Source organism: Arcicella rosea (genome assembly GCF_040543805.1).
GTDB classification, from domain to species: Bacteria; Bacteroidota; Bacteroidia; order Cytophagales; family Spirosomataceae; genus Arcicella; species Arcicella rosea.
Map to the genome: position 1 here is coordinate 119,418 of NZ_JBEUMS010000002.1, position 18,229 is coordinate 137,646.

Genomic DNA, 18,229 nt, shown 5'->3' on the forward strand with positions numbered 1-18,229 from the left:
CGCTCAAAGTCCAAGCACAAATTGTGTTGCCTAGAATTCTGGGACACAACATGGTTTTGCAACAAAATAAACCGATTACCATTTGGGGAAACGCTTCTGTGGGCGAAAGAGTAAGTGTACAATTTGCAGGACAGGAAAAAACTGCTTTTGCCGATGAAAATGGAAAATGGACGATTGTCTTAAAACCTTTGAAAGCGTCTTCTACAGAAGCCGAAATGACTATTTCTGGAAAGAATGTTATCAAACTGGAGCATATTTTAGTGGGTGAAGTATGGCTATGTTCGGGACAGTCGAACATGGAATATACCATGCGCAAAAATAGCAAAGTAAAACGACCAAATATAGCCACTGAAAATCCTGTCGATGAATTGGAATTCGCTAAAAACCCACAAATCCGTATTTTTTTAGTGAATCGGAAAGAATTAATCAAGCCAGATTCGCTGCATCGTGGTTGGAGTATTGCCAAAGATTCTGCCTTGCGTTCGTTTTCAGCGGCAGCATATTTTTTTGCGAAAGAATTACACAAAAATCTAAATGTTCCAATCGGTATGATTTCTTCGGCCATTCCAGGAAGTAGAATTGAGCCGTGGATTTCAGAAGAAGCCTTTGCTGAATCGGCTTACTTCAAAGGTCAAAAAGTAGAAGGTGAACCAGCCAAATTTTATACGCCAATGATTAAGCCACTTGTACCTTTTGCGTTAAAAGGCTTTTTGTGGTATCAAGGCGAAACCAATTGCTTTTTGAAAGAAACCACGGAATACACCCAAAAATTAACAACCTTAATTAACAGTTGGCGAAAAGCTTGGGGTGATAAAAAATTGGCTTTCAATTTTGTACAAATTGCACCGCATAATTATTCGGATGCAAAAGGAAAATTGGTACTGATGAAGGAAACTTTGCCTGAATTCAGAGAAGCGCAAACGAATGTGTTGAAACTTCCGAATACAGGAATGATAATTACGACGGATTTGGTCGATAGTATTAGAGATATTCATCCTGCTTATAAATGGGAAATTGGAAGACGCTTGGCACTTGTCGCTTTGAATCAGGATTATGGCATGAAAAACATAATTGCTTCAGGACCAATCTTTAAAAAAGCGAAAGTAAAAGGGAATGAAATCCAGATAACTTTTGATGAAATCGGAACAGGATTAATCAGCAAAGACGGAAAAAAATTGAGTGATTTTCAGATTGCTGGCGAAGACGGAAATTTTGTAAATGCCGAAGCGACTTTGAAAGATAACAAAGTCATACTTTCGTCTCCACAAATTACCAAACCAGTAAAACTTCGCTTTGCTTGGGACGAAGCCGCTCAACCTAACTTATTTAATCAAGAAGGCTTACCAGCCCGACCTTTTAGAACAAATTTATAATGAAGCGTAATTTTTTAATCATATTGCTTTGCCTGATTTCTTGGTTTGCGAAAGCGCAAGAAACTCAAAAATTGTATTTGTCTGGAACTGGAAATGACAAAACCGTTAACTGGGATTTTTTCTGTACTGCGGGTAATAATTCAGGAAAATGGACAAGTATTCCTGTGCCTTCAAACTGGGAATTACAAGGTTTTGGAAAGTACAATTATGGTTTTTCGAAAGATAGTTCAAGAGGAAAAGAAAAAGGTTTGTACAAACATACTTTTAAAGTACCAAATACTTGGAAAGGCAAAACTATCAATATCGTTTTTGAAGGCGTGATGACTGATACCGACGTGAAAATCAACGGAAAATCGGCTGGAGCTACGCATGAAGGAGCGTATTATGCTTTTCGTTATGACATTACTTCGTTGGTAAATGTTGGTGAAAATAATTTGTTGGAAGTAACAGCTGCCAAACATTCAGCTAATGCTTCTGTAAATGAAGCAGAGCGAAAAGGCGATTTTTGGATATTTGGAGGCATTTTTCGCCCTGTTTACTTAGAAGCTTTACCGACGCAACATATTGAAAGAGTAGCTTTGGATGCTGATGCCAAAGGAACTTTCAAAGCCAATGTTTACTTAAAAAATGCTAAAGTTTCACAACTAATTTCAGCCCAAATTTATACGCTTGATGGAAAGAAAGTTGGTACGCCAATACATCAAAAAGTAAGTAAGACGGATGAAATTGTAGGATTAAAAACACAAGTAAACTCGCCATTATTATGGTCGTCCGAAAAACCAAATCGTTATAAAGTAATCGTTAATTTGACGGAAAATAATAAAGTAATTCATTCGGTTGAAAAGAAATTTGGATTTCGTTCGGTATTGGTCAAACAAAGAGATGGCGTTTATGTAAATGGCAAAAAGATAAAATTCAAAGGCGTAAATCGCCATTCTTTTTGGCCAACTTCTGGTAGAACAACCAGTAAAGAAATTAGTCTTTTGGATGTAAAATTGATGAAAGACATGAATATGAATGCCGTGAGAATGTCGCATTATCCGCCAGATGACCACTTTTTGGAGGTTTGTGATTCTTTGGGTTTGTATGTGATGGATGAATTGGCAGGATGGCACGGCAATTATGATACGCCAACGGGTACAAAATTATTGAAAGAATTGATGGAGCATGATGAAAATCATCCTTCGGTAATTTTCTGGATAAATGGTAATGAAGGCGGACATAATTATGAATTAGACCCAATTTTTCCGCAAGAAGATATTCAAAAACGTCCTGTAATTCACGCTTGGGAAGCTTTTGCAGGTTTTGATACACAACATTATCGTGAATACAATTATGGAATTGGGAATTATGACAACGGACATAATATTGTAATGCCAACGGAGTTTTTACATGGAATGTACGATGGCGGTCACGGTGCAGGTTTAGAAGATTACTGGGAAAAAATGTGGGTGAGTCCTTTGTCTGCTGGCGGTTTTCTTTGGGATTTTGTCGATCAAGGAATCGTAAGAACGGATAAAAATGGGATATTGGATACCGACGGAAATCATGCCGCAGATGGAATTGTAGGTCCATATCGTGAAAAGGAGGGAAGTTATTTTACGATTAAGGAAGTTTGGAGTCCGATAAAATTTGAAGCCAAAGAAATTACTTCTGATTTTGATGGAGTCTTGAATATTGAAAATCGTTATTCGTTCACCAATATTAACGAATGTACTTTCTCATGGAAATTGAAACAATTTGGGAACAAAAACCTTTTAGAAAAATCGGGTTCTGTTGTTTCTCCCAATATTAAGCCGAATGAAAAAGGCATTATCAAATTGTCACTTCCAACAGATTGGCAAGCTTATGATGTGTTGTATGTAACTGCCAAAGATGCGAACAAACAAGAAATTTTTACTTGGAGTTTTAAGATTTCTTTGCCAAATAAAATTGCAGAAAGTATTGTTAAGAAAAGTGGAAATGATGAAGTGAAGATTACAATGGTAGATTCACTCTATACCATTTCTGTAAAGAACTTGCAGATTTCAATCAACAAATTCACGGGACTTTTACAAAAAGTACAGAACGAAAAAGGAGTAATTCCTTTCAATAATGGTCCAATTGTACAAGAAGGTGCGACTAATTTCAAAAATTTCTCGCAACGTGTTGAGAATGGCAATGTAATTATTACTTCTACTTTCGATAGAAAAAATAGTTACAATACTTTGGAATGGACAATTTATCCATCAGGTTGGGTAAAAATGAAGGTGAATTATTTCCCTGGAGATTACTTTACAACCTTTTTTGGAGTAAATTTTTCATTTCCTGAAAACCAAATAAAAGGTGTGGAATATATGGGAAATGGACCTTTCAGAGTTTGGAAAAATAGAATGAAGGGAAACCAATTTGGGGTTTGGCAAAAAGAGTATAACACTACGGAAACAGGAGAAATACCTTTTCTCTATCCAGAATTTAAGGGTTATCACTCAAATATGTATTGGTGTAAATTTATTGGGAAAGAGCAAACTTTTACGGTGGTTACCGAAAATGAAGATATTTTCTTCCGTTTGTTTACGCCAGCGTTTAAACAAGATCCTTACAAAAATTATCAAATTAATTTCCCGAATGGAGATATTTCATTTCTACAGGGTATCGCAGGAATTGGTTCGAAAACCAATAAAACTGAAAACTCTGGACCAATGGGCATGAAAAATATTTATTACGATTACGAAAAAGAACCAGCCAGAGCGAAAGAGTTGGTTTTGTATTTTGATTTTGTTGGAAATAAGTAATTGTGATATAAACCTATAAGGATTTAATAATAATTTTCTTATTATTAAGGAATTAACAGAATCCTTATAGGTTTCAGGTTTCAATAAAATTGTCCGTTGTACTTAGATAGAAAAGATTTATATCAATTGATTATAAAAGAATGAAAATTACAAAACACATCTTCCTTTTGGTAGCCATCGTACTTTTTGCTTCGTTTAATAAGCAAGATGCGGGTATTCAATTACAAAATTTACGTTGCGAAATGCTCGTGAATCCAGAAGGAATTGATGTAGTAAAACCTCGTTTAAGTTGGGAAATTATTAGTCCACAACGAAATGTTCAGCAAATTGCCTATCAAATATTGGTGGCTTCTAGTCCAGAAAAATTAGCCAATAATGAAGCAGATTTATGGAATTCTGGAAAAGTAAATACTGATGAATCTATCCATGTAAAATACGCTGGAATGACTCTAAAAAGTAAAAAAAGAGCTTTTTGGAAAGTAAAAATCTGGACGAATAAAGGTGAATCTGCTTGGTCGGGAAATGCTTTTTGGAGTATCGGTTTACTGAATTATGTAGATTGGAAAGGCAGATGGATTGGACTAGACCGCTCTTTTGAATGGGATAACGAAACACAATTTTCAAGACTTTCGGCAAGGTATTTTAGAAAAGAATTTCAGGCGAAAAAGACAATTAAACAAGCAACGGTTTATATCGTGGGCTTGGGCATGTACGAATTGTATTTGAATGGTCAAAAAGTAGGCGACCAAGTATTAGCACCTGTGCCAACAGATTATACAAAAGGAGTAAAATACAATACTTTCGATGTGACAAAATTGTTGCAAACGGGGAATAATGCCATCGGAACAGTATTAGGAAATGGACGTTTTTACACGATGCGTCAAGATTATAAACCCTACAAAATCAAGACTTTTGGCTATCCGAAAATGTTGTTGAATTTGGATGTAGAGTATACAGATGGCACAAAAGAAACGATTTCTACCGATGAAAGTTGGAAAGTAACTGCCGATGGCCCTATCAGAACTAACAATGAATATGATGGCGAAGAGTACGATGCAACCAAAGAAATGCCCAACTGGAATAAAGTTGGTTTTTCTGATAGCAATTGGATAAAAGCCCAATTGGTGCAAGAAGCTGGAGGAATGTTTGAAGCACAGATGACGGAAAACATGAAAGTAATGGAAACCATCAAACCTGTGTCGATTAAAAACTTGAAAGTCAATACTTATATTTTGGACATGGGGCAAAATATGGCGGGTTGGTTGAGATTGAAAGTAAAAGGAAAAAAAGGAGATAAGGTTACTTTGCGTTTTGCCGAAACTTTACAAAGTACTGGGGAATTGTTCGTCAGAAATTTAAGGGATGCTAAAGTAACGGATGTTTATACTTTGAAAGGCGAAGGACAAGAAATTTGGGAGCCTTCATTTGTATATCATGGTTTTAGATATGTAGAGGTTACAGGGTTCCCGACTGTTCCAACGATTGATGATTTTGATGGAAGAGTCGTTTATGATGATATGGCAACGATTGGTGAATTTGAAACGTCTGATAAAACCATTAATCAAATCTATAAAAATGCTTATTGGGGCATCAGAAGTAATTATAAAGGAATGCCCGTTGACTGCCCACAAAGAAATGAGCGTCAGCCGTGGTTGGGTGATAGAACAACGGGAGCTTATGGCGAAAGCTTTATTTTCGATAATGTTCGTCTTTACTCAAAATGGTTGAATGATATTGAACAAGCGCAAAAACCAGACGGAAGTATTCCTGATGTTGCCCCAGCTTTTTGGCGATATTATGGCGATAATGTTACTTGGCCAGGTACTTATATCACCATCGCTGATATGTTGTATCATCAATTTGGCGATAAAGAAACGATTAAAAAGCATTATCCTTCCATGAAAAAATGGATAGATTATATGCAAGAAAAATACTTGGTCAATGGATTGATTACCAAAGATAAGTATGGCGATTGGTGCGTTCCGCCAGAATCTTTAGAATTGATTCATGCAAAAGACCCAGCTTTACAAACGGATGGCATTTTGTTGGCTTCTGCAACTTATGTGAGGCTTTTAGAATTAATGCAAAAATTTGCCCATTTATTGAATAAGCCTGAAGATGTAAAAGCATATTCAAAAGTTGCTGAGGATATTAAAAAGGCTTTTAATCAAAAATTCCTGAATACTCAAAAAGGACAATACAGTAACGGAACGGTTACAGCCAACCTTTTGCCTTTGGTGTATGAAATGATTCCTGCCAATGAAAAAACTAAAGTTTGGAATAATATTGTCAACAAAATTTTGGTCGATAATAAAGGGCATATCAGTACTGGTGTAATTGGTACGCAATGGTTAATGCGTGGTTTAAGCCAAAATGGTCGTGCAGATATTGCCTATAAAATTGCTTCAAATCGTGATTATCCAAGTTGGGGCTATATGGCTGAAAATGGCGCAACAACCATTTGGGAGCTTTGGAATGGTGATAAAGCCAATCCAGAAATGAATTCTGGAAATCATGTCATGCTTTTGGGCGATTTGATTATTTGGTATTATGAAAATATTGCAGGCATTAAATCTGCAAAAGATGCTGTGGCTTTCAAGAAAATCATCATGAAACCAGAAATGATTGATGGCTTAAATGCAGGAAAAGCATCTTATCATTCCATGTACGGAACGATAAAATCAGATTGGAAAAAAGACGGAAACAAATTTCAATGGAATATCAGTATTCCGGCCAATACTAAATCTTTAGTTTACTTGCCTGCCAATTCTTTAGATAAACTAACAGAAGGAGGAAAGAAAATTGTAGGACTTGAAGGAATCAAATTTGTAAAAACAGAAGGCAATCAATTGATTGTAGAAGTAAGTTCTGGCAATTATTCGTTTATCGTCAATTAGTAAATATTCAGAAAAAATACTCTCAAAATATTAAAAATTTAATACGAATATCATGTTCAAAAAAAGCTTATTTATAGTATTTTCAATGATTTGTGTACTTTTCACAAACCAAGTGAATGCACAAAAGTGGAAATCGGGATTATTAGTCGATGAATTTGTGGTTGAAAATCCACCTTTTCCAGAAAGCCATGCCGCCACCATTGCTGAAACACCCAAAGGTTTGGTTGCCGCTTGGTTCGGTGGTACGAAAGAGCGAAATCCTGATGTTTGTATTTGGGTAAGCAGAAATGAAAATGGTAAATGGCAAGCGCCACAAAATGTTGCAAATGGCATTGTGAACGATACTTTGCGCTATGCTTGTTGGAATCCAGTATTGTTCCAAATTCCGAATGGCGATTTAATGCTTTTCTACAAAATTGGACCAAGCCCTGCGAAATGGAAAGGTTGGTTAAAAACTTCTTCAGATAATGGTCTTACTTGGTCGCAAGCGAAAGCTTTGCCAGAAGGTTATATCGGACCCGTAAAAAATAAGCCAGTTTTGTTGAGTAATGGAAACCTGTTTTGTCCAACAAGTACAGAAGGTTCAGGTTGGAAATTGCATTTTGAAGTAACGCCAGATTTTGGAAAAACTTGGAGAATCGTTGGACCAATCAATGATGGAAAAACCTTTAATGCCATTCAGCCAAGTATTTTAGATCATGGAAAAGGTAAATTACAGATTCTAGCAAGAAGTAGAGACAGAGCAATTATTGAATCTTGGTCAACAGATAATGGTGAAACTTGGTCGCCTTTGGCAAAAGCTAGTTTACCAAACAATAATTCTGGAACAGACGCTGTGACCTTGAAAAATGGAAAACATTTATTGGTTTATAACCATGTTTTACCGCCGGGCGATTTGGCAAAAGGACCAAGAACACCTTTGAATTTATCGTTAACGAAAGATGGTAAAGAATGGTATGCCGCTTTGATTATCGAAGATTCTCCGATTAGCCAATATTCGTATCCGTCTATCATTCAAACGTCAGATGGTTTGGTGCATGTAATTTATACCTGGCGAAGAAAGAAAATTAAACATGCCGTAATCGACCCTTCAAAATTGAAATTGAAGAAAATTACCAATGGAGAATGGCCGAAAATCAAAGGATACGAAGCACCCAAAGGTGGAGAAATTACTAAAGACTAAGCGCATGAAATTCCTAAAAACTTTCTGTTTCTTGTTGTTGAGCTATTATTCTTTGGCTCAAAACGCTGATAATGCTTTCAAAAAACCTTTGAAAGATGTCATTGCGCAAATCGAAACTCGCTTTAAAGTGAAGATTCGCTATCCAGAAGATTTAGTAAAAGATAAATGGGTTACGTATGCTGACTGGCGTTTCAGACCAGATTTTGAAAAAACGATGACGAATGTATTGTCTTCGCAAGACATTACTTTTGCCAAAGAAGGTGAGAAAAAGTACAAACTTCAGCCTTATCAATATCACTTAAAAACACCAGAAGAAGGCGAACAACAGCTTGCTTACTTATCAACTTTATACAACGACGAAGCAAGTTGGGAAAAACGGAAAGATGAATTACAAGCTTGTATGTGGAAAGCGCTGAAACTTTCACCTTTGCCAGCGAAGCCAACAAGTAAAGTAATCACGAGTAATAAACGTACAATGGACGGTTATACCATTGAAAATGTGGCGATTGAAACGCTTCCGGGTGTTTATGTTTGTGGGTCTTTGTATATGCCTTTGGAAAGTAAAGGAAAAATCCCTGTGATTTTAAACCCTGACGGACATTTTGGTGATGGACGTTATCGTGCTGATTGTCAATATCGTTGTGCGATGCAAGCCCGAATGGGTGCTATCGCTTTTAGTTATGACCTTTTTGCTTGGGGAGAATCTACTTTGCAATTCAAATCTGAAAATCATAGAAAAAGTCTTGCGCAGACCATGCAGACGCTAAACAGTATCCGAATTTTAGATTGGTTATTGTCATTTAGCAATGCAGATGCTAGTCGTGTGGGCATTACTGGTGGTTCGGGAGGTGGAAGTCAAACGATGTTAATCACAGCTCTGGATGATAGAATTACTTTGAGCGTACCCGTCGTGATGTTGTCTTCTTACCATTCTGGTGGCTGTCCTTGCGAAAGCGGAATGGGCGTACATCTTTGTGGAAATGGAACAAATAATGTAGAAATTGCCTCAATGGCGGCACCGAGACCACAATTAATTTTATCAGACGGAAAAGATTGGACGCAGCATGTTCCTGAAACTGAGTTTCCTTTTATTCAAAAAATCTATGGTTTTTACGGAAAAACAGACGAAGTAAAAAATGTGCATTTTCCAGAAGAAGGTCATGATTATGGAAAAAGTAAACGCTTGGCATTGTATGATTTTCTAGCAAAAAACTTCCAGTTGGAGGTGAAAAAATTGAAAGATAAAACAGGAGTAATGGATGAAACGAAAGTAACGATTGAGCCATTTCCAGCTATGTATGTTTTCGGCGAAAAAGGTGAAAATCTGCCCAAAAATGCGGTAAAAGATTTTGAAACCTTAGAGAAAATATTCGCCGAAGCGATAAAAAATTAGATAAAATGAAAAAGCTAACCATAGCGATTCTAGCAACGACAATGACTTTTTTCTGCTCGTTGCCATTGGAAAGTATTGCCCAAATAAATCAAAAATATAAAATTGGTGTGATTGATTTAATGCTTTTGAAAAGGCAAAAACTGGGAGCATTGACGCTGACGAAGGAAATCGGAGCTGATGGTGTAGAAGTTGACATGGGTGGTTTGGGCAAACGCCCAACATTCGAAAATGCCTTGGCGAATGATTCTGTCCGAACGGTTTTTCTGAACAAAGCCAAAGAATTGAACATTGAAATGTTTTCATTGGCGATGACTGGCTATTATGCTCAGTCATTTTGTGGAAGAGAAGAGTACAAAAAATCAATTGAAGATTGCATCAAAACCATGCAATTGATGAATATCAAAATTGCCTTTTTGCCTTTGGGAGTACAATGTGATTTGAAAAAAGACCCAGCCGTGAGAGATTCGGTAGTGGCTAGATTAAAAGTTGCAGGCGAAATGGCTAAAAAAGCAGGCGTTATAATCGGAATAGAAACAGCGTTGAGTGCGAGTGAAGAAGTAAAATTATTAAAGGAAATAGGTTCTGAAGGAATTAAAATTTACTTCAATTTTTCTAGCCCTTTAAAAGAAGGAAGAGATTTATACAAAGAGTTGAAAATATTAGGCAAAAATAGAATTTGCATGATTCACTGCACCAATAAAGATGGTGTTTGGCTACAAAATGACCCAGAGATTGACATGAAAAAAGTAAAAGCCACGCTTGATAAAATGAAATGGACTGGCTGGTTGGTCATAGAGCGTTCAAGAGATGCGAATAGACCAAGAGATGTCAAAGGAAATTTTGGTGCAAATACCGCTTTTTTGAAAAGCATTTTCCAGAAATAAACAATGAAATATTGCCACTACATACTTGCTTTTTTGACCTGCTGTTTTTCAATGCAAATTCAGGCACAGACTGATATTTGGGTTGCTCCAAATGGTGCTGATACTAATTTAGGGACAAAAGAAAATCCGCTTCAAACTGTTTCAATGGCAATTCGAAGAGTCCGTGAAATGCGTAGATTGTCAGAAAACAATTTCACAAAAGCCATTCATATTTATGTTCGTGAAGGAAATTATCAATTATACGAGCCCATCACGATTCGTCCAGAAGATGCTGGAACTTCACTGAGTCCAACAATAATAGAAGCAGCTCCGAATGAAAAACCAATCATTAGCGGTGGTATTTCATTAAGTGGCTGGACAAAAGTAAAAGGCAACTTTATTGGCTTACCCAAAGAAGCGATTGGAAAAGTTTGGGTAGCAGATGCACCGAAAATTGGAGGAAATGTATTGGATTTCAGACAATTGTGGGTGAATAATCAAAAAGCGATTCGTGCTAAAGATACTCCTTATCCAAGAATGAATCGTATTTTATCTTGGAATAAGAAAGAAGAAACTTGCTGGATTTCAACACCAAAATTCCCAGAAATAACAAAAGCCAATGGTGTAGAAATGTTTATTCATCAATGGTGGGCAATTGCCAATTTGCGCATCAAGAAAATGGAAGTACAAGGCGACAGTACAAAGCTTTCATTTTTTCAACCAGAAAGTAAAATTCAGTCTGAACATCCTTGGCCTGCGCCTTGGATTTCAAAAGAAACGGGTAATTCTGCGTTCTATTTAACCAATGCCATTCAGTTTTTGAACGAAGCTGGCGAGTGGTTTTTGGATAAAAAAGCTGAGAAATTATACTACATTCCACGGGTAAATGAAGTAATGGAAAATGCGGAAGTAATTGCTCCTTCGCTTGAAACTTTGGTACGAATAGAAGGGACAGTTGATCATCAAGTATCTCATGTTTTCTTCAAAAATATTGTTTTTTGTCATACTTCATGGTTGCGTCCATCTCAGCAAGGGCACGTTCCGCATCAAGCGGGTTTGTACATGTTGGATGCTTACAAACTTAAAATGCCTGGAACGCCAGACAAAAAAACCTTAGAAAATCAAGCTTGGGTTGGTCGCCCGAAAGCTGCTGTGGAAGTTTCTTATGCCAATCACACAGGTTTTGAGGCTTGCCGTTTTGAACATTTGGCTTCTACTGGTTTAGATTATCATAAAGGCGTTCATGATAATTCTATCAAAGGAAATCTATTTAAGGATGTTGGCGGAACGGGTATTCAAGCAGGTGTTTTTGCGGATGAAGCCACTGAAATACATTTACCTTATAATCCTTCAGATGAAAGAGAAGTTTGTACAAACTTGCTGATTAGCAATAACTTAATTTCTGATGTTACGAATGAAGATTGGGGTGCAGTTGGTATTGGGGCAGGTTTTGTAAAAGGCATTAATATTGAACATAATGAAATTTCTGATGTATCATATTCTGGAATAAGTATGGGTTGGGGCTGGACAAAAACCGTCAACGCCATGAAAAATAATAGCATTTCAGCCAACAAAATTCATCATTATGCCAAACACATGTACGATGTTGCGGCAATTTATACTTTGTCGGCTCAGCCTGGTTCTGTCATTTCCGAAAACTATGTCGATAGTATTTACAAAGCTCCTTATGCGCATATCCCTAACCATTGGTTTTATTTATACACAGACGAAGGCTCCTCTTATTTTACGATAAAAGATAATTGGAGTCCCTCTGCAAAATTTCTACAAAATGCCAATGGCCCAGGAAATACTTGGCAAAATAATGGCCCACAAGTAGCAGACAGCATCAAAGTAAAGGCAGGAATTCAGGCAGAATATGCCTATTTATTAAAAGACAAAAAGCAAGCAGATAAGTATTGGGAAATCAATGTTGAAAAACCAGTTATTGTAGAATTGATTACTAAAAATGGACAGACGATAGACCGAAAAAAATTAGATGAAATACTCTTGAAAAGTAAGGTTTCGCAAGAAGCTTTATTTCAATGGGAAAATCATTTAGTGATTTTTGATAAAGTACAAGATGTGTATTTATTGCGAGAAAGACTGAAAAATGCTTTTCCCAAATTACAAATCAAGACTTATGATGATTTGTTTTATGAATTCAATCAAGAAAAATGTAAAAATGGGAAGTCAGCGAAAGAATGGTCGCACACAATACTCACAGCCAATTTAGTAGCTGATACTACTTTACAAAAAGAGTACTTAAGCTATCATGCTACACAATTTGAAAAATGGCCAGAAGTTTCTCAAGGTTTTTGCAATGCCGATTTTCAACAATTATTAATTTATAAAAATGGAAGACAACTGATGTTGGTCATCAGTATTCCTAAAGGTGAAAGTTTGGATAGGCTCAATCCTAAAACGATTGAAAATAATCCTAAAGTGGTAGAATGGAATAAGTTAATGACGAAATATCAAGAAGGAATTTCTGGTACCCAAAAAGGTGAAACATGGGTTTTTCTAAAACCAGCAGGTAATTAAAAATTAGATTCTCAAAATTAAAAATAGCAATACAAATGTTGAAATTAGGAATTTTAGGTTTAGGAGAAGGAAGAAGTACAATGTCGGCAGCTTTGGCAAGTACAAAATTAGAACTGGTAAAAGTATGCGACCGCAATATTGATTTGTGTAAGCAAAGAGCCAAAGAATTTGACTTTCACAATTATACAACTGAATATCAAAATTTATTAGACGATAAAAGTATTGATATTATCGCCATTTATACGCCCGATAAATTTCATGCTGAACATACCAAACAAGCTTTATTGCATGGCAAACACGTTGTTTGCACCAAGCCTTTTATTGATGATTTATCGAAAGCAAAAGAATTAATTGAGCTTTCAGAAAGTACTGGCAAAAAAGTTTTTGTCGGACAAAGCTCTCGTTTTTTTGAACCCATGAAAAAGCAAAGAGCCGATTTTGAAGCGGGATTAATCGGTGAATTAATCACGATTGAAGGCTATTATCATGCCGACCACAGATGGTTTTTAGACAAAGGTTGGTCGCTAGAAAATGCATTTAAATGGCTTTATGGTGGTTTGAGCCATCCAGTAGATTTTATCAGATGGTATTTGCCAAACATTGAAGAAGTAATGGGTTATGGCATGTTGAGTTCAAATGGATTAAAAGGCGGTTTGAAAAATGCCGATACCATGCACTTTATTTTTAAAGCGACTGACGGAAGAATTGCAAGAGTAAGTGGTGCATATACTGGCCCAGTTCAGCCCGTGGTGCGTGATAGCGAAATGAGTTGTATTTTAAGAGGAACAGAAGGCTGCAGCCAAGCCGATTATATGGATTTACGTTATGCTGTTACCACAAATACGGGCGAAGAAATTGTACAAACGTGGGAACATAAGCTAAAACATTACTTCCGTTTTGAAGGGAAAAGTCACCATGCTGGCGAGTACCAAAATTATTTAGAATACTTTGCCGATTGTCTTGAAAGTGGCAAAACGGCTTATCCAAACATCAAAGAGGGCGTTGGAACTGTGGCTTTATTGCAGGCAATGGATAAATCTTTACAAACAGGTTTACCCGTAAAAATTGCCGATGTATTGGCGACGCATCAATTAAGTGCAGACATTTTAAATAATCATAGATAATGGGAAGCATTGTAGAACGCCTAACCATTTTAGATTATAGCATCGTTGTTGCCTACTTGGTGATATTGATTGTTATTGGTTACCGAGCAAGTTTTTCAGACAAATCTGATAAAGAAGAAACCTTATTTTTAGCCAATAAATCTTTGGGTTGGTCAAGCATTGGCTTTAATATGTGGGGGACAAATGTGGGACCATCTATGTTACTTGCCTTTGCCAGTATCGGTTACAGTACTGGAATTGTAGCCGTTAATTTTGATTGGTACGCTTTTGTCTTTTTGTTTTTGCTGGCAATTGTTTTTGCTCCAAAATACTTAGCTGCAAATGTAAGTACCATGCCTGAATTCATGGGAAAACGCTATGGCGATTCTACCCAAACAATTTTAGCTTGGTATGCTTTGATAAAAATTTTAATCTCTTGGTTATCATTAGGCTTGTTCGCTGGTGGGTTTTTAGTAAGACAAATCTTGGGCATTCCGATGTGGCAATCAGTGATTGTTTTGGTATTGTTTGCTGGACTTTTTGCTTTTGCAGGCGGACTCAAAGCCATTGCTAAAGTAAATGTTTTCCAAATGATTTTACTGATTGCAGTTTCACTGACGCTTACTGTTTTGGGTGTTATTAAAGTCGGTGGAATTTCCAAAGTATATCACAGCGTTCCTGCTGATTATTGGACATTGATTCATCCTGCAAGCGACCCAAAATATCCTTGGTACGCCATTTTATTAGGCTACCCAGTAGCTGCAGTGGCTTTTTTCTGTACCGACCAAGCAATGGTTCAATCGGTATTAGGTGCGAAAAATTTGGAGCAAGGTCAATTAGGCGTAAACTTTATCGCTTGGCTTAAAATACTTTCTTTGCCTTTATTTATCCTGACAGGAATTTTATGCTACATACTTTTCCCGAATTTAAAAGACCCATCTGAAGCTTATATGACGATGGTGACGAATCTTTTCCCGCCCGGCATGAATGGTTTGGTCATCGTTGTACTGATTGCAGTACTTGTCGGAACGATTGGTTCTTCTTTAAATTCTTTAAGTACCGTTTTTACGATGGATGTGTATTTGAAGAAAATCAATCCTCAGGCTACCAATAATGAAATTATCAGGGTTGGTCGTATGACGGTAATTGCGGGTTGTTTTTTTGCTATCATGATGGCTTTGGCAATTGATAGTATCAAAGGCTTGAATTTATTCGATGTTTTTCAATCGGTTTTGGGCTTTATTGCGCCACCTTTAGCTGTTGTTTTTTTATTGACTGTTTTCTGGAAAAGAACTACCAAGAAAGCAGTAAACTTCATTCTCTCGGCAGGCTCAGTCTTTAGTTTGGGTGTAGGAGTAATGTATCTCTGGGTTTTTACGCCTGATAAATATCCTATTTGGCCACATTATCTATTACTTTCTTTTTTCATTTTTGCTTTCTTAGCAGTGTTGGCGATGATTATTTCATTGTTAGACAAAGCACCAACCGTTTATTTGGCAACTTTAGAGGAACAAAATAGCATTGAAAAACCAAGTAAAAAAGTATGGATTTCGTGGCTTTTATTAACGATTGTCATGATTGGACTTTACCTTTTTTTTAACTAATGAAAATTCAATTTTAAAATGATGAAAATACTTTCCACAAAAATCTCATTGAAAACAAAGCTGCTGGCAGTCTTGACTTTCCTGTCTTTTTGTTCACCTACTTTGGCTCAAAATCAAGCTACTTGGATTTGGTATCCTGGTGATTTTGAAGTTTGGTTGAGTAACAAAATGCAAAACAGAAGAACAGAACGTGGTTCGTTTTTCCCGCCATTTTGGAAATTGGACAGTCATTATAATTTAGTTGATTTTCATAAAGATTTTGATTTGCCCGTTGCTGAAGAAGTTTTATTGACTGTAGAAGGACAATTCAATGTAAAAATTGATGGAAAAGCAATTGCTGGTTTTCCGAAAAAAATCACTGTACCTGCTGGAAAACATAGAGTTAGTTTAAAAGTATTTTGTCAAGACCGTGTTCCTGCCATTTTTGTGCAAGGCAAAAAAGTGGTTTCAGATGCTTCTTGGCTCGTTACTTTTGAAGACAAAGAATGGATTGATGAAACAGGAAAAGCTTCTGACCAATCTGGTACAAAATGGCTCAATGCAGGTTTCTGGAATTTTAACTCGGCTTTAACGCCTCCTTCAAAATTCAAATTAGACACTAAAATTCAACAAGCTGTAAAAACAGAAAGAAAGTCACAAAGTCTTTTATTGGACTTTGGCAAAGAGACTTTTGGTTTTATCAAATTGCAAGGTTTAAAAGGAAAAGGGAAACTAAAAATTTACTACGGAGAATCTAAAGAAGAAGCTTTGGCGACTGAAACTTGCGAAACTTTAGACGAAATTGAAGTAAATGAAGCCAATAAAAAAGATATGACGATGGAGCTTTCAAAAGCTTTTCGTTTTGTAAATGTGCAATTTGAGGCTGGCGTTTCGCTTGATGGAGTATCGATGTTGTATGAGTTTTTACCTGTAGCCGACCGTGGCGGTTTCCGTTGTTCTGACGAACAAATCAATAAAATTTATGATGTTTCAAACTATACTTTTCATTTGAATACTCGTGAGTTTTTCATTGACGGAATCAAACGTGACCGCTGGATTTGGTCGGGCGATGCTTATCAAAGTTATTTGATGAACTATTATTTATTGTTCGATTCTCCTTCGGTTACTCGTACTTTATTGGCACTCAGAGGAAAAGACCCCGTGACAAGTCACATCAATACCATCATGGATTATACCTTTTATTGGTTTATCGGCATCAACGATTATTATCAATATACGGGCGATAAAACTTTTATTCAACAGTTTTATCCAAGAATGCAAAGTTTGATGGATTACTGTTTGTCAAGAAGAAACAGCAATGGAATGATGGAAGGCTTAACGGGCGATTGGGTTTTTATCGACTGGGCAGAAGGTTTAAGTAAAAAAGGAGAAGTAAGTTTTGAGCAATTGCTTTTGGCGAGAAGTTTAGAAACAATGGCAACTTGTGCCAATATTGTGAACGATACCAAAAATGAAGAAAAGTACAAACAATTGGCAACGGAGCTAAAAGCAAAGCTTTTCACCAATTATTGGAACAACGAAAAACATGCTTTGGTACATAGCCGAGTGGATGGAAAGCAAACCGAAAATGTAACTCGTTATGCCAATATGTTTGCAATTTTCTTTAATTATCTCGACGAAGCTAAAAAACAAGATGTTAAAACACATGTACTTTTGAACGATAAAATTCAGAAAATTACAACACCGTATATGCGTTTTTATGAGTTAGAAGCACTTTGTGCTTTGGGCGAACAAAGTTATGTATTAAAAGAAATGAAAGATTATTGGGGCGGGATGTTGAATTTAGGCGCTACTTCTTTCTGGGAAGAATACAATCCTACCAAAAAAGGGGATGAACATTATGCCATGTATGGTCGTCCGTTTGGGAAAAGCCTTTGTCATGCTTGGGGCGCAAGTCCTATCTATTTGTTAGGAAAATATTTCTTAGGTGTAAAACCTACTTCTGCCGCATATAAAACCTATTTAGTAGAACCACAATTAGGCGGTTTGCAATGGATGGAAGGAAAAGTTCCAACACCCGATGGCGATGTAAAAGTGTATTGTAGCACGCAGCAAATCAAAGTAACTGGTGTAGCTGGAGTTGGAACTTTAAGGTTTAAAAGTAAAATAAAGCCAAGCAGTAAAGATGGAGAAATCAAAGCTTTGGCAAATGATTTATATGAGTTAACGCTTGAAAAAGGCAAGACTTACGAAGTATTTTATGGGTTATAATATTTAGGAATATTGATTAAAAACGGACGAATTTTCGTCCGTTTTTTTATTGTCAATGCCCAATAGAAATACTTCAATTGAATATTTGTGCTTGAAAGTTCTTTCTTGATAGATTTGAAATCTTTTTATCAAAAAATCATTGTCATTTAGAAATGATAAAATTGTACAATAGTTAGAAAAAATGATAGAGTAAAAGCCCTAGCTTTAACAATAAATTTGTAACGTTATTTTGGGCAAGTTGAATTTTATTAATACTTTATTAGATTTTTCTTAAAAATACAAAAGCT

General features: G+C 36.4%; 10 protein-coding genes. All 10 read left to right on the plus strand.

Features of this window, described 5'->3' with window-relative positions; translation table 11 throughout:
* Positions 1-26: 26 nt before the first annotated feature.
* Positions 27-1,373 carry a sialate O-acetylesterase gene (locus ABID42_RS03825; protein ID WP_367282510.1) on the plus strand — a complete coding sequence of 449 codons (1,347 nt, stop codon included), beginning with the start codon at positions 27-29 and terminating at the stop codon, positions 1,371-1,373.
* Positions 1,373-4,147: a glycoside hydrolase family 2 protein gene (locus tag ABID42_RS03830; RefSeq protein WP_367282511.1), complete on the plus strand. Its 2,775-nt coding sequence runs from the start codon at positions 1,373-1,375 to the stop codon at positions 4,145-4,147. The genes ABID42_RS03825 and ABID42_RS03830 overlap by 1 nt, the downstream gene beginning before the upstream one ends.
* A 140-nt stretch (positions 4,148-4,287) precedes the next feature.
* Complete coding sequence (locus tag ABID42_RS03835; protein WP_367282512.1) at positions 4,288-7,044, plus strand: alpha-L-rhamnosidase; 2,757 nt, start codon at positions 4,288-4,290, stop codon at positions 7,042-7,044.
* 52 nt (positions 7,045-7,096) lie between these two features.
* Positions 7,097-8,227, plus strand: a complete 1,131-nt coding sequence (locus tag ABID42_RS03840; RefSeq protein WP_367282513.1) for a sialidase family protein — start codon at positions 7,097-7,099, stop codon at positions 8,225-8,227.
* Between the two features lie 4 nt (positions 8,228-8,231).
* Positions 8,232-9,620, plus strand: a complete 1,389-nt coding sequence (locus ABID42_RS03845) for an alpha/beta hydrolase family protein (protein WP_367282514.1) — start codon at positions 8,232-8,234, stop codon at positions 9,618-9,620.
* Between the two features lie 5 nt (positions 9,621-9,625).
* Complete coding sequence (locus tag ABID42_RS03850) at positions 9,626-10,504, plus strand: sugar phosphate isomerase/epimerase family protein (RefSeq protein ID WP_367282515.1); 879 nt, start codon at positions 9,626-9,628, stop codon at positions 10,502-10,504.
* 51 nt (positions 10,505-10,555) lie between these two features.
* Entirely contained in the window at positions 10,556-13,024 is a 2,469-nt protein-coding gene (locus ABID42_RS03855) for an L-rhamnose mutarotase (protein WP_367282516.1), read from the plus strand.
* A gap of 35 nt (positions 13,025-13,059) precedes the next feature.
* A complete protein-coding gene (locus ABID42_RS03860) occupies positions 13,060-14,148 on the plus strand; it encodes a Gfo/Idh/MocA family protein (RefSeq protein ID WP_367282517.1) in 1,089 nt (362 codons plus the stop codon).
* On the plus strand, positions 14,148-15,731 hold the full coding sequence (locus ABID42_RS03865) for a sodium:solute symporter family transporter (protein WP_367282518.1): 1,584 nt from the start codon (positions 14,148-14,150) through the stop codon (positions 15,729-15,731). The genes ABID42_RS03860 and ABID42_RS03865 overlap by 1 nt, the downstream gene beginning before the upstream one ends.
* 18 nt (positions 15,732-15,749) lie before the next feature.
* Entirely contained in the window at positions 15,750-17,942 is a 2,193-nt protein-coding gene (locus ABID42_RS03870; RefSeq protein WP_367282519.1) for an alpha-L-rhamnosidase-related protein, read from the plus strand.
* Positions 17,943-18,229 lie beyond the last annotated feature (287 nt).

Excerpts from the sequence above, each read along its gene's own strand:
- ABID42_RS03850 (WP_367282515.1), top strand. The coding sequence starts at position 9,626 with ATGAAAAAGCTAACCATAGCGATTCTAGCAACGACAATGACTTTTTTC.
- ABID42_RS03835 (WP_367282512.1), top strand. The coding sequence starts at position 4,288 with ATGAAAATTACAAAACACATCTTCCTTTTGGTAGCCATCGTACTTTTT.
- ABID42_RS03870 (WP_367282519.1), top strand. The coding sequence starts at position 15,750 with ATGATGAAAATACTTTCCACAAAAATCTCATTGAAAACAAAGCTGCTG.
- ABID42_RS03865 (WP_367282518.1), top strand. The coding sequence starts at position 14,148 with ATGGGAAGCATTGTAGAACGCCTAACCATTTTAGATTATAGCATCGTT.
- ABID42_RS03830 (WP_367282511.1), top strand. The coding sequence starts at position 1,373 with ATGAAGCGTAATTTTTTAATCATATTGCTTTGCCTGATTTCTTGGTTT.
- ABID42_RS03845 (WP_367282514.1), top strand. The coding sequence starts at position 8,232 with ATGAAATTCCTAAAAACTTTCTGTTTCTTGTTGTTGAGCTATTATTCT.
- ABID42_RS03855 (WP_367282516.1), top strand. The coding sequence starts at position 10,556 with ATGCAAATTCAGGCACAGACTGATATTTGGGTTGCTCCAAATGGTGCT.
- ABID42_RS03860 (WP_367282517.1), top strand. The coding sequence starts at position 13,060 with ATGTTGAAATTAGGAATTTTAGGTTTAGGAGAAGGAAGAAGTACAATG.
- ABID42_RS03840 (WP_367282513.1), top strand. The coding sequence starts at position 7,097 with ATGTTCAAAAAAAGCTTATTTATAGTATTTTCAATGATTTGTGTACTT.